This is a genomic window from Paenibacillus koleovorans NBRC 103111, from assembly GCF_004000845.1.
GTDB lineage: Bacteria > Bacillota > Bacilli > Paenibacillales > NBRC-103111 > Paenibacillus_AA > Paenibacillus_AA koleovorans.
The window spans coordinates 1-21,983 of sequence record NZ_BIMA01000042.1 but is presented as its reverse complement, the minus strand read 5'-3'; the positions used below and the strand labels follow the sequence as shown (position 1 = coordinate 21,983).

Sequence of the window (21,983 nt, the reverse complement as noted above, 5' to 3'; positions counted from 1 at the left end):
GTCACCCTCCTTATGGCGTCGTCACGTTGAAGTCATCGAAACGGATGTCGCCATAGGTTTGCAGCAAGCCAGGCTTACCGGTCGACAGCGCACTGTCCGTCGCCGTCAGCTCCAATGTGCCGTTGACATACAGCTTGAGCGTCGAGCCGTTCAGCTCCGCCTTGAACGTGTGCCAGGTTCCGGTCGAGAGCGATACGCCGGTCTTCGTCGCGAGACGCGTGAACACGCCCGCTACTTGCTTCGTGATGCGGAGCTCGCCCGCCGTTGCGTTGTAGTTCAGGATGTAGTAGTTGCTGTTGTCCTGATAGCGGGCCAATAGCCCGACCGACCGGTCGCCGGTGGCGTTCCAGGCGTTGATCTTCACCTTGGACTCCGCGGAGTAGTTGCCCCAAGTGCCTGTGCCGCCTACAGCACGGGACATCGCATCGGTGCTCGGTGTCCGGTAAGTCACCGTACCGTCCGTGACGAACGTCCAGTTGCCGTCGATGACGGTCCACCCGTTGGCCGTACTGTCCTCGAACTGCTCGGTCAGCAGCAGCTGCTTCGCGTTGAACGTATCATAGCGGACATCGCCGTTTGTCTGGATCAGGCCGGCCGCGCCGGATGTCAGGCTGCTGTCGGTGGCGGTCAGCTGCAGCGTGCCGTTCACATACAGATTGATCGTCGAACCGCTAACTTCAGCCTTCATCGTGTGATAGGAGCCTGTCGCCAGCGAGACGCCGGTTTTCGTCGCCAAGCGGGTGAACGTGCCGTTTACTTGCTTCGTGATCCGGTATTCGCCGGCGGTAGCGTTGTAGTTGAGAATGTAATAATTGCTAGGATTGGAGTAACGGGCAAGCAACCCGACGGAGCGGTCGCCCGAAGCAGCCCAGGCATTGATTTTCACACGAGCTTCGGCATTGTAATTCGTCCAAGTGTTGTTCCCCACGATGGAGCGCGCCATCGCGCTAGTGGACGGAGCGTTGTACGCTTTAACCGCGCCATCGGTGATGACGCTCCACCCGCCTTCGATCGGCGCCCAATCGGTCGCCGTGTTGTCTTCGAACGTTTCCGCGTATGGCAGTGTGGCATTGGAGGAAACGACGGAAGAAGGCGGTGCAATCTCGCTTTGGATCGATGTGATCGTAGCGCCTGTCGTGTTGCTGAACCGCACTTCGTCATGGTACACGACGCGGTGGTTGACGACCGACGGGCTCGGAGAGGCTGCCCATACCCATTTGTAGATGCCCATCTTGAATTGGGCCGTTTCGCCTGAATAGTTGTTCGCCTGTGTGTATGTCATCTCCAGGGAATAATTGGAGCTTTGGGTCGGAATGCGCTTATACACTTCCAGCAGCGCGTTGGTGTTCGTATCGCGCCATTTGACATGGAAAATCCAGTCGGTCCAGACGCCCTTCTCGATCGTCCCCACGGACTGCTGGTAGCCGTTCGTCGCGGTGCTGTCGTTGCGGACGTCGACTTTCCACGTATTGCCCTCTGTCACGAGCGCGAGCGGAGGAGAACCGCCGCCTTCATGATGCCATTGGGCGAGAATTTCACGCGACGTATCCGGGCAGTAGTTCTCGCCCGTATCGGAGCAAGAACCGCCGTCATCGCCGGTCGTCGGGATGAAGATGCTGAACGCGTACCAGCGTTCGGAGCCGATTGGATCGAGCGGCTCGTACACGAGCTCGGTCCGCTTGCTGCCAACGATATTCACCGGATCGTTCTTGTACAGCTCGAACCGCATCGATTTGTTGCCTGCGCGCACCGGCGCATTCGGATACGTCGCCGAAGGGACGACGTTGCCCCAGTGGCTCGGCCCTGCGCAAGGGCTAGGAGTACACGTACCGCTCTTATACTGCACTTGACGTGTAATCCAACCGCTCATCGTACCCGATTCGAAGTCGCCCGTGAAGTAAGTAGCCGCCGACGCGGAAGGCACGGCCCCGATGAGGCCCAGCAGCAAGGACAAGGTCAGCATGCCTACAAGTGATAAACGTTTCTTTTTCACAATTTCACTCCTCCAATAAGTTGGATTTCAAGTTGGTGACTGAACCTAGCTGTCATCTCGCGAAACCGATCCGTCGGCACGGATTTTGCCCATCGTATCTTGGTGATCAAACAGGTTCGACAAGAGCTGCTTGAGGATGAGGTTGAGGCGGCGTACCCCCTTCCAGGAATTAGGCGGACGGTCCGTCCTTGCCGGGACAGGCCCCCCTATTGCCTTAGCCCTATTTTAGTAGCGCTTACATTCCGGGAACAATAGCGGCATTTGAAGGATTCTCCCCAATTTTCCGATTTTCCATAAAGCAATGACAAATTCGCAAAAGCGACATATCCGCGTGGGCTCGGCCAAAAAAATTCACAAAACGGAGCAACATCCGGCCCCTCTCCTGCGTCAGAATCATTGGAAAACATTACCCATCCAATATTAGGAGGATTGTACATGCCCTTCGCTAAAAAGACAGCCGCCCTCGCTTTGTCGACCGCTCTTCTGTTGTCCTTAGCTCCTTCCGCATTCGCCGATGAGGCGGTATCCGGCATGGCGCCGGCTAAACCGATCAGCAGCAGCCTGCCCATCGGAGCCGGAGGATCATCCGGCAGCGGCAGCAGCGGAGCCAGCACCGCCGTGAACGCCAAGATCAGCAAGGATGCGGCTGTCGAAGCCGCCAAACAAGCCGTCTCGATCCCAAGCGATTATGTACTGCAGAACATCAGCTTCAGCAGCTCTATGAGCGGCTCGGGCGGAGCCTGGGGCCTCAGCTTCGAGAAGCGCGATCAGAACCGCTACCTCGGCAGCCTGAACGTGACGATCAATGCCGACAACGGCCAGTTGATCCAGTACTCGAGCTATGTGAACGACCCGGATCAGGTTCCGTCCTACCCGCCGAAGGTCGACTTCGCCGGGGCGAAGACGCTGGCGCAGGAGCTGCTTCAGAAGATGCACGCGGGCGAAATCGACTCGCTTCTTTACAATACCGAGTTCGAGAAGTCGTTCAAGCCGCCGCTCAGCGGGCAAGTCCGTTACACCATCCGCTACGACCACGCGGTGAACGGCGTCCCGTTCCCTCAGAACTACATTCAATTCTCCTTCGACGGGGACGGCAAGTGGGTGGACTACCAGTATCGCATGAACGACCAAGTGGAATTCGGAGACGCCTCCAGGCTGCTTTCTCCGGAAGACGCGCTGGAGAAGTATCGCGCCGCCATCAAGGCCGAGCTGAACTACATCGTCATTCATCCGAGCAAGGGCAACCGCAAGCCGGTGCCGGTGCTCAGCTATTCCACACCGCTATACATGATGGATGCCGTCACGGGCAGCCTGCTTGATTCGAAGGGCCAGCCGCTCGGCGAGCTTCCGGCACCTCAGCCGCTGACGGAGAAGCCGCTTGCCGTCAAACCGGCCGGAGGCCAGAATTTGACGCAAGAACAGGCGATCGCCAAAGTGAACGCGCTGCTGCCGCCGCCGGAAGGCGCCGTCCTGCAGAACGCATCGTTCAACGAGAACGTCGACACGAAGCAGGGCACCAGCGTATCGAGCTGGGGTTTGTCGTGGCAGACGAAGCCGGATGCGAAGACCGGCGATTCGATCTACATCAGCGCTTCAGTGAATAGCCAGACCGGAGAAATCCTGAGCTACAACCGCTACAAACCTTACAGCTATGACAAAGCCGGCTCTTCGGAAGAAGAGAAGCTGGCGCTTGAGTCGACGGAAAAGGCTAAAGGCGTCGCGGTTGACTTCGTGAAGAAGGTGATGCCGCATTTCTCCAGCGAGCTGTTCCTGGACGATGCCAACCTGGCGGCCATCCCGCTTGCGGATTTGCAGCGGATGCGCTCGATTTCATTCAACTTCAAGCGGCTAGTGAACGGCATCGAGGCCGAGAGCGAGTCCCTCTACGTCGGCGTCAACCTGTACACCGGCGAAGTGGAGAGCTACTGGAGCAACCTGTCCGACCTCGTATATCCGAACGACGCCGGCAAGGCGATCGATGCAGAGAAGGCGGAGGAGCTGCTGCTGTCCCCTTACACGCTGGAAAAACGTTACATGGTGATAGGCGGCGATAGCGGGTATGGGGTATACGGGAAAACGTTGCCTTACCCGGGTCCCGACGCTTCGACTTCGACGCCGCAGAAAGCCCAAGTGGTCTATATGCCGGTGTCGAAAAACCCGAGCGACTACGTGTTCCTGGATGCCGTTACCGGCGAGTGGAAGACGCGGGATACCGGGGAACCGACCACGCTCGGCCAAACCGTCGTCACCGATCTGGAGTCGCATTGGGCGAAGCGCGAGCTGCAGCTGATGGTCGACTACAAAGCGATCGACGCCAAGGACGGCCTGGTGAATCCCGACCAGGCGATCAAACGCGGCGAGCTGATCAAGATGCTCATCATCGCCATGAACGGCGGCTACTACAACGCCACCTACGCCGCCAACCGCAAAGCCACATTCTCCGACGTCGCGAACGGCTCCGAGTACTTCGCTTACGTCGAGTCCGCAGTCGATCAGAATTTGATCGACCCGAGCAAGCAGGCGACATTCAACCCGGAGAGCAGCATGTCCCGCGAAGAAATGGCGGAGCTGCTCGTCCGCGCGCTCGGCTACAGCAAGCTAGCGGCTACGCCGGGCCTGTTCAATCTGAGCACGGCCGATGCCGACGCCATCACGCTGAAGGGGCACGTGGCGATCATCACGAGCCTCGGCATAATGAGCGCGGCGAACGGCGTATTCGACCCGGCGACGCAAGTGACCCGCGCGCAAGCGGCCACTGCGTTCTTCCGCTACCTGGAGAAGCGCGCCGCGCTGCAGGATACGCCGATCCGGGCGTATTGATCGGCTTAACAACGACCCCCCTCCGCAGTTCGACTTTGCCGGACTGCGGAGGGGGGTTTTGTTGTGTGCCCTGCAAAAACAGCGACGCAATTGGGCGAATTCGGACTCCGGTTTTCCGCGACAATCTCCCTCTCCAATTCGAATATTTCGGACTACAGTAAACTATCCTCTTCCCGCCGCCTAGCCTATGGCAAGCAGGGGCTGGTGCAGGAAACGGGACACAGGAGCAGTCAGCAGGCAAACTAACCCCAAAAGGAAGGCCTCGTGACCAAGGTCACGAGGCCTTCCTTCAATCCATCCTAATAAGCCCAACGATATAAATCATTGCCGTTGCTGAAGTACACGTTGCCGTAATAGTCCAGGGAGGCGCTGTTCACCGCAGTCGATGCCGTAAAGTGGGTCGTGACCGCCTTTGTCGTCGTATCGATGCTGAAGAAGCGCGTCTTGATCGTGCCGAACATTTTATTGCTGCCCGGGCGACCCATCACCAGCGACCCATCGCGGGTGATCTGCGTCGTAGACGTGTAACTCACGTCCGTGAACTTCTGGACATGATACTCGACGGTGTTAGTCGCCGGATTGAAGACGAACAAGTATCCTTCCGACAAGCCCCATATTTTATTGTCCGGCCCCACCGTCAGTGCCGTTATACCTTGCGACGACACCGGCATCGTATACGTCGTGTAAGCGCCTGTCGCCACATTCAGCTTGACGAGCTTCGCCTCGGTCGCGACCGGCGTCGTATTTTTGCCTCCGCCGATCGTCGATCCCGCATACACGTACCCGTTTAGATACGCCACCGACACGATGCTCTGATTCGGCACGATGTTGTAGTACACCTGCGCCGTATTCGTCGCCACATCGTAGACCGTAAGCGCACCCTGAAGATGCCCAGAAGCGGCCACCGTGCCGATGAACACTTTGCCGTCGCCCTGCGCCATGCCGTAAGGGCGCTCCTGCAGGTTCGACGTGCCGAGATCCAGAATCTTCGTTTTATTGGCCCACCCGTTCGACAGATCGTACTTGTAAATATTAGCGTCCGGATAAGCGCCCAAGAACATTGTATTCCCTTGGTACGTCATTCCCTCCAGCTGGCCGATCCCGTACAGCATCGCGTTCTGGTCGCTGCGCATCGGCGTATAGACGCCCATGTTGCCGGACAGGAAGCCGCTTGTGTAGATTTTGCCGTCGGGTCCCGACCCGACCAAGCCGATATCCGCCGCAACGCCGGTAATGCCGGTCAGCAGCACGTTCGAGCTCTTCTTCGTCGTCGGGTTGTACCGGAACAGCATGATCTGACCGGAGGAGTGCCCGACCGCAACGATGGATTGGCCGGGGAAGTTTACTTGATCATCCAGAGTAGCAATCCCCCAGCCGTAGCCGTTAGCAGCTGGGAAATGCGGAGAATTGTCCGGATTCAAAGCCGCAGCAACGGTTTTCGTAGCGATATCGTAAGTTTTCAAGCCGTTGTCGCTAAAGTACACTTTCCCGTTCAATGCCGGGGACACGCCGTAAGAGGTGATCGGGAAGCTGGCGTCCATCACGACCGTAACCGTGCCGTTCGGATTGTCCGTCACGTCGAGCACGATTTCCGTATTCGACGGAATCAGGCGTCCGAACACTTTGCCGCCGGAGTAGCTAAGCTTGTCGACCGCCGTATTCGCATTCGCCAGAACAGCCGGAACCAGATTGTCATTGCGCTGACCGCCTGCATTTTCCAGTCGACTGATTTGCGCGACCGTACCGCCCGTCCCTGCATAGAGCACGTTATTCGCCGCGTCATGGACGATCGAGTACGTGTACTGCGAACCCGCGAAGAACGGCTTGGGCACAAACGTATAGAAGCCCGGGCTGTTCTCGTACTTAAAGACGCCCGAATTCGGATACGTCCCTCCGTACACCTTGCCGGCAATATCGCTTGGCGACAATGCCAAGATATAAGTGGCGTCGGAGATCGCCCTACCCAGATTCACCGGCGCAGCGTCACCCGGCGTGTATTTGAACAAGTACCCGTTCGGGTATGTACCCATATAGATTTTGTTGTCGACGGTCGTCGCCGCCGCGTGGGCATAAGTCGTCCCGGCCATCGGCATCTGCCTCTGCACCGCGCCGGTATTGACGTTCACCTCGACCATCTTGGCGTTCACGTCGCTCGAGCCGTTCAGCCCGATGTAGAATGCCGGTTTGCCATTGGCGTCATTCCCGAGCGTCGCGCTGCGCATCGCAGCGCTAGTTACCGTCGTGCCGACAGTGGTCAGGTCGGCCGTGACCATCACATCGTCCCAATAGACCGTCCCTACATTGACATTGTTGCTGTAGAGCAGCACGGCCACATAAGCGGTCCCGGCCGGTGCGACGCCCCCGGTTTGCATCGAAAACCATTGATTCTGAGGCGTGCTCTTGTTCACGAACGTCGAGGTCAGCAGCGTATAGGAGCTGTTATAGAACCGCAAATACAAATCGGCGGCACCGCTCTCAATATACGCCCAAGCATAAGCATAATAGCTTTTCCCTGCGGTAGCCGGCATGTAGCCGCCTTGAAGTCCGAATTGCTGACCGTTTATCGTATCGACGATTTTCACGCTGTAGCTTCCCGTATGCGCCTTGTCGCTAACGACGGTGATCCCGCCTGTGCCGTAGTTTTGATTCCAATGAGCTATGGTGCCGGTCTCGAAGCTGTAGTTAGGAATGAGCAGATCCGCCGCACCGGCTTGCCCGGGCAGCAGCGTCAACAGGGTGAATAACGCAAGAAGCGCTCCGACCCATTTTTTCAACATACAATCATCCTCCTTCAAAAAGTGGGTGTGTGCGCATCTATCTTCGATGTCCGTTAACTAGGTGCGGTATCCTCCTTCCCCTCAAACGTGGTGAGCCTCGCTAAACCGAGTGTAGCATCGTGTCGCCACAACCGTATGACATTTACCGAGAATAGAATGCCATTCCTTTACAAATTTGCTGAAAACCCGCTTCAGGCCAAGCTCCAGACGAAATCAGCGTTGCCGTGTAAAAAACTGCAGATTTCACCCTTCGATATTTGTATACTAGTTTAATAACATGAATGTAACCTGTATTTTTCGAGTATTGGGTGATCCAGGATGAGCTGAAGCGCTACCAGATCGAGAAAGTGTTCAAGCGCGCTCCTCTGTTCCAGATTTTTTTATGTCCGCCAGTGAAATGAGCTGCTGGGAGTCGTTAATCGATACAAAAGCTCATTTTGGCGGAAAATAAGGTGATGCGGATAGTTACTAATTAGGTGTTGTGGCGGCTGAAGTGAAGCTAGACTAGAAAAATCCCCTGTTTGTTCAGGGGATCTGAGTAATAACGTTTTCATATCGATATTTTTGTTCCAGCAAGCAGCATCACTCTACCAAGCCAAGCCGCACCCGCCGAAACTTCATATAACTGCCGATCCGCCACACGCTGATATACAAGTAAGCCAGCACCAAGGTCAGCACCGTGAACTCAGTATAATCGAGCCCTTGGAAGTACTGGGCCAGAGCGAAGCGCAGCACGATGATGGCGATCAGCACGTATTTGAAGTTTTTGTTCGGCTTCGAGTAGATCAGGCCGTCCTCCCGTTTCTCGTATCCCGTGTGGTACAGCATGAGGCTGCCCAGTCCGGCGCCCAGCAGACCCGCGCACAGCAGCTCCCACAGGACCGGCAGATGGAACGGATGGTTGGGAATTTGCGTCAGCGAGTAGATGGAGAAGCCGATCATAATGGGAAAGATGAGCACGGGCAGCAATATCCCGAACCCGCCGCGCCGGATCGGACGTTTCGTCCGGCGAGTTCGAAGCACGACCACCAGCAGGACGATAAAGGCTGCCACCGCATAACCAATTAATGTTTGGGAGTCCATAGGAAACGATTCCTCCTGGTTGATTTCTGAGCCAGCGCAGCGCACATAATTACAACTATTATACACCATCGGCGCCAAAAATCAGTCCAAGTCCCCCAACCTCTCCTACATACCTGCCATCCCACTTGCCTGCTCATAACCCGGCCGGCCGCCACACCTTCCTGCCATCCAGCCTATCACCATGTCTATCACCATGTCTATCACCATGCCCACCATTATGCCGGCTGGCCCAACTACCTGCCCGCCTACCACCCTACATGCCTGCCACCCGCCTACAAAGGAAGACGCACGCGGAACAAGCTTCCCACTCCGACCTCGCTCTCCGCCTCAATTGTTCCCCCGCCGGCCAGCACAAGGCTCTTCGCGATCGCCAGTCCGAGACCGTGACCGCCGGCTTGCCGTGAGCGCGCTTTGTCCTGCCGGTAAAACCGGTCGAAGATGCGCGGAAGCGCCTCCGGCGCAATGCCGATCCCCGTGTCCCGCACTTCAAGGGTCAGCGCACGCCCTCTCTTGTCCGCTACCGCGTCGAGCGTCAAGATGACTTTTCCTTCATCCGGCGTATATTTAATGGCGTTATCGATCAACAGCACGAGCAACTGCGTCAGCTTGTCCGCGTCCCACAGCACCGGTATCGCCGCCGGGGCTTGCAGCTCAATGGCGATGCGCTTCGTCTGGGCGAGCGGCTGCAGCTTCCGCACGACCGCTTCCGCCGCCTGCCGCGCATCGAACGCATTCCGCTCCAGCACGACATCGCCCGAGTCGGAACGCGCCAGCTGCAACAACTCCACGGACAGCTTCGTCATCCCTTGCACCTCGTCCTTCAGCCCGCTCACCACTTTGCGCTGGAACAAATCCTGCTCGACGCTATCCTCCAGCTGCAGCGCCTCGATCGAGGTCAGCATGACGCTGAGCGGCGTCCGCAGCTCGTGGGAGGCGTCGGCGACGAACTCCCGCTGCCGCTCGTAGGCCGTAGCGATCGGAACGATCGCCCGGCGCGCCATCCGGTGGCTCAGCCCCAGCGCCACGATGAAGAACAGCAGCGCCAGTCCCACAAGCACGTAGAGCAGCAGGCGGAACAGCTCGTGTTGGAACGTCACTTCTTTGCCGATGTATAATGTGGCGATCCGTTGGCCCTGGACCCGCAGCTCCTGCGCGGTGACGAGGAACCGCGCCTCCTCCCCTTGCTTGGCAGGCAAGCCGTCTCCATCGCTCGGGTTGTCCCTTACAGCAGCAGGCTTGTCATACGTTTGCAGCGTCAGCTTATCGAACTTCTTGCCTCGGAAGCGACCCTCAGCAATCGCCGTCATCACCTGCTCGCGCAGCTCCGGCTGAATCTCGTTCCCCAACTGCACGGTGCCGTTCTCCGCGATCAAGTAATAGAACGACTGGTCAGCGCTGATCGCGAACGCGTCCTCAATCTCTCGCGGCGGACGGCGGTTCGGGTTATCGTCTTGTCCAGCCCACCCCTGCAGCGTCGTCATCTCGCTGTCCGACATGTCCCGCAGCCGCTCATGCTGGTCGTTCCAGATCAGCGCGTAGAGCAGCGCATAGACGACCCCGACGAACAGGCTGAGGAACAGGATCAGCACGCCGCTATATTGCAGCGTCAGTTGGGTCCGCGTCCGGGTGAACAGATCGTTGCCCGGCAGCCGTCTTCGAATCGTCCCCTTCACCGCATTTAGGCTAAGCTTCAATTTTGTACCCCACGCCTCTCACGCTCTGAATGAGCTCCCGGGAATCGGCAGGCTCGAGCTTCTTGCGGATCAATTTGACCGTCGCGTCGATCGTCTTCAGGTTCACGTCCGCGTCCAGCCCCCATACCTTGTCCAAAATAAGCTCGCGCGTCAGCGTACGGCCCCGGTTCTGCAGCAGCAAGTCGAGAATCTGAAATTCGCGCGGCGACAATTGAATCTCCCGTCCACCCTGCTCGACGACCTGGCTCGACCGTTTCAGCACCAAATCCCCGACCCGCACGATGTCCTCCTGCAAAGGAACAAAGCTCCTTCGGCTAAGCGCCCTCAAACGAGCCAGCAGCTCGTCCATTTCGAACGGCTTGACCAAGTAGTCGTCGGCGCCCGCATCCAGCCCCTCCACCCGATCCTGCAGCCCATCCCTCGCCGTCAGCATCAGAATCGCCCCGCTGTAGCCCTCCCGGCGCAGCCTCGCGCAAGTATCGCGGCCGTTGCCGTCCGGCATCATCCAATCCAGCACGACCACGTCATAGCTGGAGGCGGTCACGTATTCGAACGCATCGTTCCCGCTCATCACCCAGTCGATCGTGCAGCCCGACTTCTTCTTCAGCGTATGGACGGTCAACTCCCCCAAGCGCTCATCGTCTTCAGCCAGCAATAGTTTCATGCGTACACCTCCCGTTAAAAAAAGTATAGCGAAAACGATTCGGCCTTTCACCAAGTTTTCACCAAACGTCGGTAAGATAAGGATCAAGAAGACCAAAACCAAACCAAATCCAATCCCGAAAGGAAAGATTCCCATGAAAAAACCAAGCAAAGTATTGTTGATCGGCGCAGTAGCCGCCGTCTTGACCGTCAGCGCAGGCGTAGGAATCAGCTACCAAGTGTTCACCGCCTCCGCCGCTTCGACTTCGGCCGATGGCACAGGCGCCACCGTGCAGGGTGCAGAGGATTGCGGCAAGCCTGCCCGCGCAGACGGCCAAGGGCAAAAGAAACGCGGCCCTGAAGGCCGCGACAATCAAGGTAACCCACCGCCGCGGGACGGCAAGCCGGAAGGCGGACCACGCGGCGGCGGTGGTGCCGGAGGCGCTGGAGGTGCAGGCGCTGGAGGTGCAGGCGCTCCAGTTGCGCCGCCGGCCTCGCAGCCGCCTGACCGCACCGACTCCGCGGCGAGCGACCCGAACGCGCCGGCGGTCGCCATCTCGGGCGGCTTCCAGCCCGATCCGGTCGACCGCGGCCGCCCGGTCGTGCTGATCGCCGCTGCGCTCGGCGTACCGACCGAGGTGTTCCGCGAAGCGTTCAGCGGCGTCACCCCGGCGGGCAACGGCTCGCCGTCCAGCGAGCTCGCCCAGCGGAACAAAGCGGCGCTGATGAGCGTCCTCGGCCCATATGGCATCACGAACGATCGGCTGGACGAAGTGTCCAACTACTACCGCTATAGCGAAAGCCAAGGCGAAATGTGGCGTCACACCCCCGCCAGCGCCACCGCCACCATAACGGACGGCGTCGTTACCGGCATCACAATCACGAACCCAGGCGCCGGATACACCTCGGACCCGACAATTACGATCCAGACGCCGAACGGTCCGGTACGCGCCGTCGCTACGATCGCGTATACGCAGGACTTCGCTACGAACGGCAGCATTACCGGCATCACATTGCAGCTCTAACCGCACGATTCGTGCGATTGAGCCACGCAAAGGTCAAAATGACCTCTGCTGCACAACGATTCGAGCTTCCAACCATGCGAACAACAAAAAAAGTCCGGCTCCCGCAAGGGGTCGGACTTCTTCATGTTTAACGCAATCGTCTTCGAGGCTGGGAGAACACTTTGTACCACAGATGTCCCTCGTCATCTCGAAACAATTTCACGCCTATCAGCTTAAGCGGGGTCCAGATTTCGCGAAAATAAAACATCGGCACGGTCTCCCACCCTCCTTCCTGTGTCCACTATAGAATATTTTTCATCAATGGAGTAGTGAGGGTTGTCATCGTTTCCTGTCATGTGACAAAGGAAATTTAGACGAAAGCGTGCAGCCGGACGATCGCTTGCGCACGGTCGCTCACCTCGAGCTTGCCGTACAGGTTGCTGATATAGTTTCTCGCCGTTCCCTCCGCTACCTGGAGCTCTTCGGCAATTTCGCGGTTGCTTAGCCCGCGCAGCATGAGCTGGGCGATTTCCCGCTCGCGCTCGGTCAGCTTGATCCGCTTCAGCTTGCCCGTCGACAGCCGCCCGCGCGGTCCGCCGCCGAGCTCCGTCTTCATCCGCGTCACATGCTCGACCAGCTTGGCCGCAACCGCCGCCGGCAGGATGAACTGTCCGACCATTGTGTCCCGGATCGAGGCGATCATTTTGTCCCCGTCGATATCCTTCAGGATGTAGCCGCTCGCCCCGTTCGTCATCCCTTCCACGATATACTCGTCTTCCATAAAGGTGGTCAAAATCAAGACAAACGTGCTCGGGCAGCTTCGCTTGATGCGCTTGAGCGCGGTAATTCCGTCCATATGCGGCATCTGAATGTCCATCAGCACCACGTCCGGCCGAAGACTCTCCGCCAGCTCGCACGCCTCCAGCCCGTTTTTGGCGAGACCGACCACTTCCATATCTTCTTCCAGCTCCAAAATTGTCCGTAACCCTTCACGCGTCAGCATCTGGTCGTCAGCTATGATCAAGCGGATATTATCCATCTCCATGCTCCTCTCCGGACGCGGTTCTATTAGGAATGACCAATTGCAGCACACCGCCTTGCCCGGACTGGAGGCCGATCTGCAGCTGGCCGTTCAACTGTTCGACCCGCTCCTGCATCGACTTGAGCCCGAAGCCCATCTCGAACTGCTCGGCCCCGCGCCCGTTATCCTCCAGCCGGAACCGAATCGACTCCGCCTCTAGCTCCAGCCGGAACCGGAATTTCGTGCTCCCTCCGTGCCGAATCCCGTTGGTCAGCCCTTCTTGAAGCGCGTGATAAATCGTCTTGGATTGAGCGGTCGACAGCTCGGGCAGCTCGTCGGGAAAAGAGGCTTCTACGGCGACGCCCGTATGCTCCTCCGTATCGCGGATCAATTGGCGCAGCGCCTGATCGAGCTCGAATGTCTTGCCTTCCTTCAGCATACGGACGGAACGGCGAATTTCGTTCAGCCCGTGACGCACCAAGTTCTGCGCACCCTCCAGCCGGCGAACCGCCCCCTCCTTATCCTTGTGCAGCAGCCGTTTGCCGGCCTCGACCTGCAGGATCGTAGATGTGAGCGTATGGCCGACGACATCGTGAATTTCTTGAGCGATCCGGTTGCGTTCCTCGTAGACGGACATATCGGCGATCGCCGCCGCCGTCTCTCGCATCGAGAGCTCCAGACTGCGCGTCCGCTCCTCCACCTGGCGCTCGAGGCTGATCTTCAGCTGCTGCATGCCGGAGTAGAGACGGGCGTTGTCGATCGAGATGGCGCATTGAGAGCACAACAGCTTGAGCACGGCGAGGCGCTCCTCCGTAAACAATCCCGCCGATAGCCGGTTCTCCATATAAAGCAAGCAGATCAGCTTGTCCTGATGACGGATCGGGAGGCATAACACGGACCTCGGCCGAAACTCCCGAATGTAGGCGTTGCGCGAGAACATTCCTTCCTCCGCCGCGTCATGCAGCACGACTTCCTCCTGCGTACGCGCCGCATAGCCGATGACGGCCGTCGGCAGGAGCTGCCCGGCCCGCTCGAGCGGGATCGATTCGATGGCGAGCGACTCCGCCGTGCCATGCGCCTCCACGATCCAGCTCCCGTCCTGCTCGAACAGCAGCGCGCCGGCTTCCGCTCCCGCATTGCGCAGCATGATGCGCATCAGCATGTGCAGCAGGCGGGACATCTCCATCTCGCCGGAGAGCGCCTGCGCGGACATGACCACCGATTGGACGTCAAGCCGGTCCCAGCCGCCCGGTTCCGGGCGAGTCTGCAGCAGGTAGCCGTATTGGGCGGCCAGCTCGGTCGCTTTGAGCGCTGCCCCCCATTGCCGGAACGCTTCATACGCTTCGGTCATGTACACTTTCGCCGCCTGCGGTCTGCCCTTCTTGAGCAAATATTTGGCATATCGCTCGGCTGCCATTCCCATGTTATGGATGTGCCCGTGCTCCCGCGCATCCTCGACCGCCCGCTCGTACAGCTCGTCCGCTTCCCGATCGCGCCCCGTTAACCGGGCTTGCTCCGCCTGGACGAGCCAGTACTTGTGCTGGTAGTTCTCCGGGCAGCGGGCGGCGTATCGTTTCAACTGCTTAAGTCGACTGCGGAGGAGAGCCAACGTCTCCTTTTTATCCAAATCGGTCCCTCGCTCGAACAACTCCGCTCTAGTCAGCGTTTCAAACATATAATGGCCGGTGTGCTCGTGCAAATCGTTTTTCCTCGCCTCGAGAATCGCCGTCGCCAGGTTGAGCTCGACCAACGCTTCCTCATACCGGCCGTGGATGTAGAAAGCCACATAATTGGCGATATGGCACAGTTCCTTGAGCAGCGACAAATAATCCTCGTGCACCCTCTCGATTCCCCGCAGCCGGTCCAACTCGTTCACATTGAAGCGATCGTCGGGCGAGCGGCGGCCGGTCAGCCGAGTCAGCATCTGCGCGAATACGGACGCCTCCTGCCATTGGATCCCGTTCTCGCCGCGTTGGAATTCCGTCGTATGGCGGACGACCCGGTCGTAGATGTCACCCAGGGGATGGCCAAACGCGAACAGAAGGCTGCAACTGATCAGCACGCTCTGGTTGCCTTGCCACAAGTCGCCCGACTCCAGCCCTACCTTGCCGGCGGCAGCGGCGAATTTGCTCAAGTAATCGGGCTCGTATTTCCGCCAGCTGTCGTAGCATAGCGAGATGGCGGATAAAACCTTGACATGCAGCGCCGGATAAGGCTCGGACACTTGACGGGCGATATTCCCCCACTCGAACGCCTCCCGATCCTGGTGGAACCGGTAGTACACGAACAAGGCGTACCCTGCGAATCCGACGGAAGACTCCGGGGTTAACCCATAATCGAGCGTCATCTCCAACAGCGTGAATGTGGCCGCCGCCCAGCTGATCTTGTCCGGCGTGAAGGTGACATTGCAGATGGAGACGAGCACCGCCATCGCCAATTTGCGGCTCTCGTCGGTCATCGGCGGCAGCTCCAGCAGCGACTCGATGCGAAGCCCCCGTAGCCTCCACGCCAGCTTCAGCCATTGCCGGGTAAGGGCGAACGAATTCGGCTGTATCCGGTATCGAACACCAACCAACTGCAGTACTTTAGCGCTTAGGGCCATGACCCGCTCGTAATTGTCGCGGCTCGCCTCGAGCTGCACCATCAGCGAGTACACATGCGCTTGATCGAGCGCCGTTCGGGAATGCTGCAGCAGCTGTCGGAACGAGTCATTGGCCGTCTCGAACTGCATGCATAGAAACTCGGCCTGCGCCCGTTCCTTGTACGCCTCGAACATGAGCGCATAGCGGGACTCCCAGTACGACTCGTCCAGCAGTGCGGTCGCCTGGCGGAAATAACCCAGCGCGGTCTCATACGCCGTCGCTTGCTTCGCACGGGCGCCCGCCTGCATGTTCAGCTTCGCCCATTCGAGCCGCTCCTCGCGGCTGCCGATTCCGCAGGAGGCGGCTTCGTTCAGGTGGTTCACCGCTTCGAACACACTGGCCTCGCCACCCGCCTGGAGCGACTCCAGCAGCAGCCGTCCCGCCTGCAGATGCAGCCCCGGCCGCTCCTCCTCCCGGATTAAGGCGGATGCGGCTTGGCGGATGCGGTCGTGCTGGAAGCGGTAGAGCGGAGCTCCGCTTCCAGCTTGCTGCAACAGCCGTTCGCTCTCGGCGACGTCGATCGATTCAAGCAGCGGCTCCCCCGAGAGGCCGGTCAGCGCGCTCAGGGCCGACAGCTCGAACCGGCTGCCCAGCAGGGCGGCTCGCCCAAGCACGTGTACGGTCTGAGCAGGCAGCAAGCGCATGCGGCTCGAGAGATAGGCGGCCACGGAATCGGGGATGTCCCTCTCGGCGATGGCCTGGAGATTCCATTGCCAATGCCGTTCCCGGTCCTGGAATGCGATATGCCCGCGCTCCACGAGCTCCTGCAGCACCTGCTTGAGAAACAGCGGGTTGCCGGCTGTTTTGTGCAGCAATAGCTCGGCCAGCGGCTCCACCTGCTGCGCGCCGACGCGCATGGCGTCTTGCAGCAGCCGCTGCACCTCTTGCAGGCTGAGCGGCTCAAGCGGAAGCGTGCTTGTGCTTATGCGGCGCTCCGTGAGCTCCCGCACAAGTCGTCCGACCGGATGCGCCGGGCCTACCTCCTCCTCACGATACGTGCAGGCGATCAGCAGATGCCGCGACTCCTGATCGGACACGAACTGCACGAGAAACTGCAGCGACGCCTCGTCGGCCCACTGCAGATCGTCGAACAAGAGGATGAGCGGCTGCCCTGCTCTGCCGGCGAACAGCTGCAGGAACCGCCCGAGCACGAGGTGGAACCGATGCTGGGCTTCCAGCGGCTGCAGCGTTTGGACTGACGGCTGCTCGCCGATCAGCAGCTCGAGCCGGGGGACGAGCTCGGTCAGCAGTCGCCCGTAGCCGTCCAACGCGTCCAGCATTCGGAGCTTCCACACCTCCGACTGGATCTCCGACTCCATCAACAGCTGATCGATGAACGCTTCCAGCGCCTGGACCCACACATCGTAGGGCAGCGCCTGCGGGTTCGGGTCGAATTTCGCGACGGCGGTGAAGCTGGCGGTGATCGAGGCGATAGAGGCGATGGAGGGGCTGCCCGTTGCTGTTCCGTTCCCGCTTCCGTCCGCCTCCGGCTGCAGCAGCGCATCCCGGGCGAAGGCGCTTTTCCCGATGCCTCCCGCCCCGCTCACCAGCACTACCTCGATCGCGCCTTCGGCCGCTCGCTGCCACGCCTCCCGCATGCGCTGCCGAGGTGTCTCACGCCCATACAGCTGCGCCGGGAACAGCCAGCGCTCCGGCACGTCCTGGGTTGCGAGCTGGAACCCCTCGATCTCCCCCGACTCCGTCGCACAACGATCCAGGCAGACCTGCAAATCCGCGGCGATGCCGAAGGCGCTGGCGTATCGGTCGTCCGGCATCTTCTCCATGCACTTGCTGATGATCGCCGACACGATCTCGGGCAGGAAAGGCGCTCTGACATACGCCGGCTCCGGCTGCACAGCCAGATGCCGATACACGAGCTCGAACTCATCGGTTTGGTCGAAGGGCAGACAGCCCGTAAACCACTCGTATAAGAGGACACCTAACGAATAAAAGTCGGAGCGGTAGTCCGGCTCCCGATCCGAGCGACCGGTATGCTCGGGCGATATGTAGGGCAAGCCCGAAGCGGCATGCGGCTGCCGCACGAGGGGGCTCCGGCCCGAGGCGGTCGAGCAGCGCCGGAGATCGAGCCACTGCACTTGGCGCTTGTCGCGGTTCACCAAGATCAGGTGGGGCACCATCTCCTGGTGGGTGATCTGCTCGCGGTGCATGTCTCTCAGCGTCTCGGCAAGCGCCGCCGCCAGCTCCAGCTGGGCGTGGAGCTCGCTGCCGTCCGCCTCTGCGACGGAGGCGGACGTGTCGGTTTGCCCCCGCTCCTGCCCCTGCTCTCGCTCCCGCAGCAGCTTCTCCAGCGTGCAGCCCCCGTTGTCTTCGAGGAGCAGCAGCGGCCGATCGCCGAGAAATTCGAGGCTGTAGGGCTTCGCGGCTCCCTTGCCGTCCAACCGGCGCAGGATGTCGTACTCGTACCGGAACGCCGCCGCCATCGCGGAAGCCGGGTACTCGTCGCACGTCGTCTTGGCCACGACGAATAGACCGTCCTCCATTCGCTGGAGCCGGTACAATCGGATCTCTTCGTTGCCGCCCAGCTCCTCCACCGTGCGATAGCCCCGCCATTCCACCATAGGTATAGGCGCCTCCCTCACTAGGCAGGCCGTCCCTGCCGGACGGCCTATTCTCCTATGTTCTTTCGATAGAGGGGCGACATTTCCTCCTTTTGAGCAGGAAACCCTTAGGACTTTTGCCATGGACGGGCCGTTTCTCTTATTTGATTCGCACCAGGTTCTTCTGCAGCACCGTGTCGCCAGGCTGAGGCGTGAACGTCCGGCGGGTCACCCCGAACACATTGGAGATCAGCTTCGGATCGCTCGCTTGCGTAATACGGACCTCGTATTGGCGGACTATCTGGGCACTGAAAGAAGAAACCGAACGAACCAACGGATACGCCGCGAACCCAAGTATCCAGTCTGAGTATCATTTTTCCTTCAATGAGGAGCGATGTGGCGTTCTGAGTACCCAAGTAAACAAAATCGGAAGCTAAGTTCGCGATTTGTTTACTTGAGTATCCAGATGGGGGATCAGGGCATCAATAAGCGAAAATAGGTACTCCGCTCGCGAAATTTGTTACTCAAACCAGTATCCAATAGAGCACTAGCATCAGCACGAGCATCAGCACGAGCACAAGCACAAGCACTAGCACGAGCACAAGCATCGCACAAGCATGAGCATCAGTATTAGCATGAACCAGAGCAAATGATCTACTTCGCCGCATTCCCAGTATTTACATTTCCGCCCGTCACTGGTAAACTTCGATGGGTTGGATTTTATTAGGAGAGAGGACGAAGAAACGGTGAAGCAATGGAGTTCAGGGATCAAAGGATTTGTTCTGGGCGTGTGCACGACCTTGCTGCTGCTGGGAGCTACGGTCGCGTATGCAGCGGAGAGCACGCAAATCGAGGTTTACTTCAAAAACTTGCGCTACATGTTTGACGGAGTCGAGAAAAAAACGAGCGACTTGAAAGGTTTTATTTACGAAGGATCTACTTATGTACCGTTGCGGTTTGTCGGGGAATCGCTTGGTAAAGAGGTGTCTTGGCAAGAAGAGACGCAGACGATCTGGATCGGAGAGCAGCCGCTCATCACGCCGGCACCGACAACTACCCCTGCTCCTGCAACGAGAGGCGTCAGCTTAACCAGTTTAACGGTCAGCAAACAAGACGAAGCGAGCTCGCTTGCCGTCAACAGCTGGAGCGGCGGGGGCTTCAATACGGCGGCTTCAAAGTCTTTCAACATAAAAGGTCAAGAATACAAAACCGGATTAGGCGTGTATTTGAATCACACTCCTTATCCTCCCTATATTCGCACTGGCGGGACGGCTCAATTCCAACTGGAAGGCAAGTATACCCGTCTTCATGCGGTGGTCGGAGCGGCTGCCAGTACCTCGAAGCCAGAGAGCGTAGCGGCAGGAACCTTAACGATTATCGGCGACGGGAAGGAATTGCAAACCATTTTCCCAATCGTTACCGGACAGGACGCTCAGCAGCTTGATGTCGATATTACCGGCGTGCAGGAACTTCGCATTCAGTTCAATTCGAGCCGACATGGAAGTCTTAACCTGATCCTCGCCGACCCCCAATTGACACCGGCAGTGCCTGAAGCCATCAAGGAAGTGCAATCCCAACCGGTATCCGACGTGTTCATTGTCACGAGAAACCGTAAAGCGGAGTATGTGGCGCTCAAGAACCGCGGCAAACAATCCGTTGATTTGAAGGGCTGGACGGTCATAAGCACGGCCGGCGGGCAATCCTATACGTTCCAAGAGAGCTTTGTCCTCGGACCGGACAGCTATGTGTTCCTGACTAGCGGCAGTGAAGGCGACAGCGGCAAAAAAACCGATTTTCAAAATTACGCGCGCACGCTCGTCTGGTCCACCGCATCGATTTGGAACGACCAGAAGGAAGACAATGCCCAGCTGCTGGACGCTTCCGGAAAGCTAGTCAGCGAATATCAATAAAGCTCCTTGCCCGTTTCTCCGGAAGCGGGCATTTTAATTGTCGGCGCCATGCTCGCATGCCCCAGAACCGCCTCCACCGAAATAGCGATACGCCATAATTCGCCATAACTTTATTTTTCTGCCAAACAAAAAGAGAGCCCAAACTCCAGCAAGGACTAAACTCTCCGGCCGCTTATAGCAGCTTCAAGTAGAAATCAAGAGTGCGGTCCAACACTCCCGCTACCAATTCTATGAATATGGCAGAATCGCCGGTCGTATGCGCGTAATCCAACGCGGCGTAGTACTCGCTCCGGTTTTCTTTCTCAATGACGATTGGGGGATAGCCATGCTTCATCAGCTCAAAGTTCAGCAGCAGCCGCGAAGTGCGGCCATTCCCGTCGATGAACGGGTGAATGCCTACAAATTCGATATGTACACGAGCCGCCAGCTCGATGGGATGGAGACGCCGACCCTCGCCCTCATACCAAATCATAAACCGTTGCATCTGGGGGCCGACTTGAAGGGCGTCAGGCGGAATAGGGCGGGCACCGCTAATAAGCACGTTCTCCTTGCGGTAAACCCCCGCGTGCTCTTCCTCAATTCCTTTTAGAATCAGTCGGTGTATGTTTTTGATCTGCCACTCGGACAATGGCTCCTGATTCCTCACGATCTCTTCCACGTATAAAATGGCGTCTCTATGGTTGATAGCTTCCAAATGCTCCTTAATCGTTTTCCCGCCAACCGTAATGCCTTCTAAAGCAACTTTCGTCTCCGACAAGGTCAGCGTATTGCCTTCGATTGCGTTGGAGTGGTATGTCCAATTGACAATCAAGTGCTCGCGAATGCTCTTCAGCGTATGGACCGGCAGCGGTCTTTTTTGATCGAGCCGACTCTTCTTGTTGTCAATCGATTCGAACAACCTCCTCCCCAACGAAAAAAAGCACCGCACAAGCAGAATCCCTCCTGCCGCACGATGCTCCCGCACCAATACTCTCCAACTAATCGGCTGCTATCTCGCACGCCCCCACATCCGCGCCTGGATCTTCCCCTTGCGCCGTTAGCTTCAGACGGTCCATGTATTGCGTCCAGCCATGGTTATGCGAAGCCACTTCCTCCGCAGTCGGCAGATCGTAATGCGTCAAAGTCAGCACGGTACCGCCATCCTTCGGCGCCAGGAGGAACTCGAGGGTGCTCGATCCCGGAGGCACCAGCTTGGACTTCTCCCAGCCCCAGCTCAGGACGACTTTCTCATGAGGGATCAATTCCTTGTACTCCCCCAGCGCCACATCGCTGCCGTTCAGGTCGATGCGGAACTTGCCGCCGATGCTCGGATCGAGCAGCACTTGGCGCCCCATCCAGCGGACCAGCTTGTCCGAATCGGTGAAAAAAGCGAATAAAATTTCCGGCCGGCATTCAATGTAGAGCTCCCTCCGAACTACTTCACTGCTGATGGATGTCATCGCTTTGTCTCCTTTTCTTCTCCTCTTCTTCGGCCGCTTCCTTCAGGCGCAGCAAGCTGTCGTCCCAGAAGCTTCCTAGATACTGCATCAACTCGGCGAACCCTTCCCTCCTTAGGCCATAAAATCGTTTGGTACCCGCTCGCCGTACTACGACGAGGCCGGCTTCTTCCAGTACCTTAAGATGCTGCGAAATAGCCGGCGCAGAAATGTCAAAATGGGATGCAATCGCGCTGGAGGTCAGCTCCCGGTCTCGGACCAGATGCAAGATGTCTCGGCGCCGTGGTTCGGTTATCGCTTGGATGGATTTTTCGATCATGACATTAATTTAGCATACACTTAATTTAGTGTCAACTTAAATAATAACTCGATTCATTTCCTTCCTTATGGTATCCTGTACTTA

14 protein-coding genes are annotated in these 21,983 nt (G+C 58.3%); 3 read left to right on the top strand and 11 right to left on the bottom strand.

What is annotated here, in order from left to right; genetic code table 11:
• Positions 1-10: 10 nt before the first annotated feature.
• Positions 11-1,993 (bottom strand): heparin lyase I family protein, encoded by a 1,983-nt coding sequence (locus tag PKO02S_RS15585; RefSeq protein WP_127584429.1) that lies wholly within the window; start codon positions 1,991-1,993, stop codon positions 11-13.
• Between the two features lie 435 nt (positions 1,994-2,428).
• Between PKO02S_RS15585 and PKO02S_RS15580 the strand changes: the two genes are divergently transcribed.
• Positions 2,429-4,813, top strand: coding sequence for an S-layer homology domain-containing protein (locus PKO02S_RS15580; RefSeq protein ID WP_127584427.1), 2,385 nt, complete (start codon positions 2,429-2,431; stop codon positions 4,811-4,813).
• Positions 4,814-5,112: 299 nt separating this feature from the next.
• Here PKO02S_RS15580 and PKO02S_RS15575 read toward each other — a convergent pair whose 3' ends face one another.
• The 4 genes from PKO02S_RS15575 to PKO02S_RS15560 form a co-directional block, all read right to left on the bottom strand.
• Positions 5,113-7,590: a hypothetical protein gene (locus tag PKO02S_RS15575; RefSeq protein WP_127584425.1), complete on the bottom strand. Its 2,478-nt coding sequence runs from the start codon at positions 7,588-7,590 to the stop codon at positions 5,113-5,115.
• A 582-nt stretch (positions 7,591-8,172) separates the two neighbouring features.
• A complete protein-coding gene (locus tag PKO02S_RS15570) occupies positions 8,173-8,673 on the bottom strand; it encodes a CcdC protein domain-containing protein (protein WP_127584423.1) in 501 nt (166 codons plus the stop codon).
• 272 nt (positions 8,674-8,945) lie between these two features.
• Positions 8,946-10,367 (bottom strand): sensor histidine kinase, encoded by a 1,422-nt coding sequence (locus PKO02S_RS15565; RefSeq protein WP_127584421.1) that lies wholly within the window; start codon positions 10,365-10,367, stop codon positions 8,946-8,948.
• On the bottom strand, positions 10,357-11,031 hold the full coding sequence (locus tag PKO02S_RS15560; protein ID WP_127584419.1) for a response regulator transcription factor: 675 nt from the start codon (positions 11,029-11,031) through the stop codon (positions 10,357-10,359). Before PKO02S_RS15560 ends, PKO02S_RS15565 begins: the two co-directional genes overlap by 11 nt.
• Positions 11,032-11,164: 133 nt before the next feature.
• Between PKO02S_RS15560 and PKO02S_RS15555 the strand changes: the two genes are divergently transcribed.
• Complete coding sequence (locus tag PKO02S_RS15555) at positions 11,165-12,034, top strand: hypothetical protein (RefSeq protein WP_127584417.1); 870 nt, start codon at positions 11,165-11,167, stop codon at positions 12,032-12,034.
• 349 nt (positions 12,035-12,383) lie between these two features.
• Here PKO02S_RS15555 and PKO02S_RS15550 read toward each other — a convergent pair whose 3' ends face one another.
• The 3 genes from PKO02S_RS15550 to PKO02S_RS32405 form a co-directional block, all read right to left on the bottom strand.
• Positions 12,384-13,052 carry a response regulator transcription factor gene (locus PKO02S_RS15550; protein WP_127584415.1) on the bottom strand — a complete coding sequence of 223 codons (669 nt, stop codon included), beginning with the start codon at positions 13,050-13,052 and terminating at the stop codon, positions 12,384-12,386.
• Positions 13,045-18,255, bottom strand: a complete 5,211-nt coding sequence (locus PKO02S_RS15545; protein ID WP_127584412.1) for an AAA family ATPase — start codon at positions 18,253-18,255, stop codon at positions 13,045-13,047. Before PKO02S_RS15545 ends, PKO02S_RS15550 begins: the two co-directional genes overlap by 8 nt.
• A 139-nt stretch (positions 18,256-18,394) precedes the next feature.
• Positions 18,395-18,568, bottom strand: a complete 174-nt coding sequence (locus PKO02S_RS32405) for a hypothetical protein (RefSeq protein ID WP_164821477.1) — start codon at positions 18,566-18,568, stop codon at positions 18,395-18,397.
• A gap of 412 nt (positions 18,569-18,980) precedes the next feature.
• On the opposite strand from PKO02S_RS32405, the gene PKO02S_RS15540 reads away from it, so the two are divergent.
• Complete coding sequence (locus tag PKO02S_RS15540) at positions 18,981-20,144, top strand: lamin tail domain-containing protein (protein WP_127584410.1); 1,164 nt, start codon at positions 18,981-18,983, stop codon at positions 20,142-20,144.
• Between the two features lie 172 nt (positions 20,145-20,316).
• Here the strand turns inward: PKO02S_RS15540 and PKO02S_RS15535 are convergent, their stop codons facing one another.
• The 3 genes from PKO02S_RS15535 to PKO02S_RS15525 all read right to left on the bottom strand — a co-directional run bounded on the left by PKO02S_RS15535 (position 20,317) and on the right by PKO02S_RS15525 (position 21,899).
• On the bottom strand, positions 20,317-21,042 hold the full coding sequence (locus tag PKO02S_RS15535) for a Fic family protein (protein ID WP_127584408.1): 726 nt from the start codon (positions 21,040-21,042) through the stop codon (positions 20,317-20,319).
• Positions 21,043-21,121: 79 nt separating this feature from the next.
• A complete protein-coding gene (locus PKO02S_RS15530) occupies positions 21,122-21,583 on the bottom strand; it encodes an SRPBCC family protein (protein WP_127584406.1) in 462 nt (153 codons plus the stop codon).
• On the bottom strand, positions 21,564-21,899 hold the full coding sequence (locus PKO02S_RS15525) for an ArsR/SmtB family transcription factor (protein WP_127584404.1): 336 nt from the start codon (positions 21,897-21,899) through the stop codon (positions 21,564-21,566). Before PKO02S_RS15525 ends, PKO02S_RS15530 begins: the two co-directional genes overlap by 20 nt.
• Between the last annotated feature and the right edge of the window lie 84 nt (positions 21,900-21,983).

What these genes read in the sequence shown, in the direction of transcription:
- PKO02S_RS15530 (WP_127584406.1), bottom strand. Translation starts at nt 21,583, where the DNA reads ATGACATCCATCAGCAGTGAAGTAGTTCGGAGGGAGCTCTACATTGAA.
- PKO02S_RS15555 (WP_127584417.1), top strand. Translation starts at nt 11,165, where the DNA reads ATGAAAAAACCAAGCAAAGTATTGTTGATCGGCGCAGTAGCCGCCGTC.
- PKO02S_RS15560 (WP_127584419.1), bottom strand. Translation starts at nt 11,031, where the DNA reads ATGAAACTATTGCTGGCTGAAGACGATGAGCGCTTGGGGGAGTTGACC.
- PKO02S_RS15525 (WP_127584404.1), bottom strand. Translation starts at nt 21,899, where the DNA reads ATGATCGAAAAATCCATCCAAGCGATAACCGAACCACGGCGCCGAGAC.
- PKO02S_RS15570 (WP_127584423.1), bottom strand. Translation starts at nt 8,673, where the DNA reads ATGGACTCCCAAACATTAATTGGTTATGCGGTGGCAGCCTTTATCGTC.
- PKO02S_RS15545 (WP_127584412.1), bottom strand. Translation starts at nt 18,255, where the DNA reads ATGGTGGAATGGCGGGGCTATCGCACGGTGGAGGAGCTGGGCGGCAAC.
- PKO02S_RS15550 (WP_127584415.1), bottom strand. Translation starts at nt 13,052, where the DNA reads ATGGATAATATCCGCTTGATCATAGCTGACGACCAGATGCTGACGCGT.
- PKO02S_RS15580 (WP_127584427.1), top strand. Translation starts at nt 2,429, where the DNA reads ATGCCCTTCGCTAAAAAGACAGCCGCCCTCGCTTTGTCGACCGCTCTT.
- PKO02S_RS15575 (WP_127584425.1), bottom strand. Translation starts at nt 7,590, where the DNA reads ATGTTGAAAAAATGGGTCGGAGCGCTTCTTGCGTTATTCACCCTGTTG.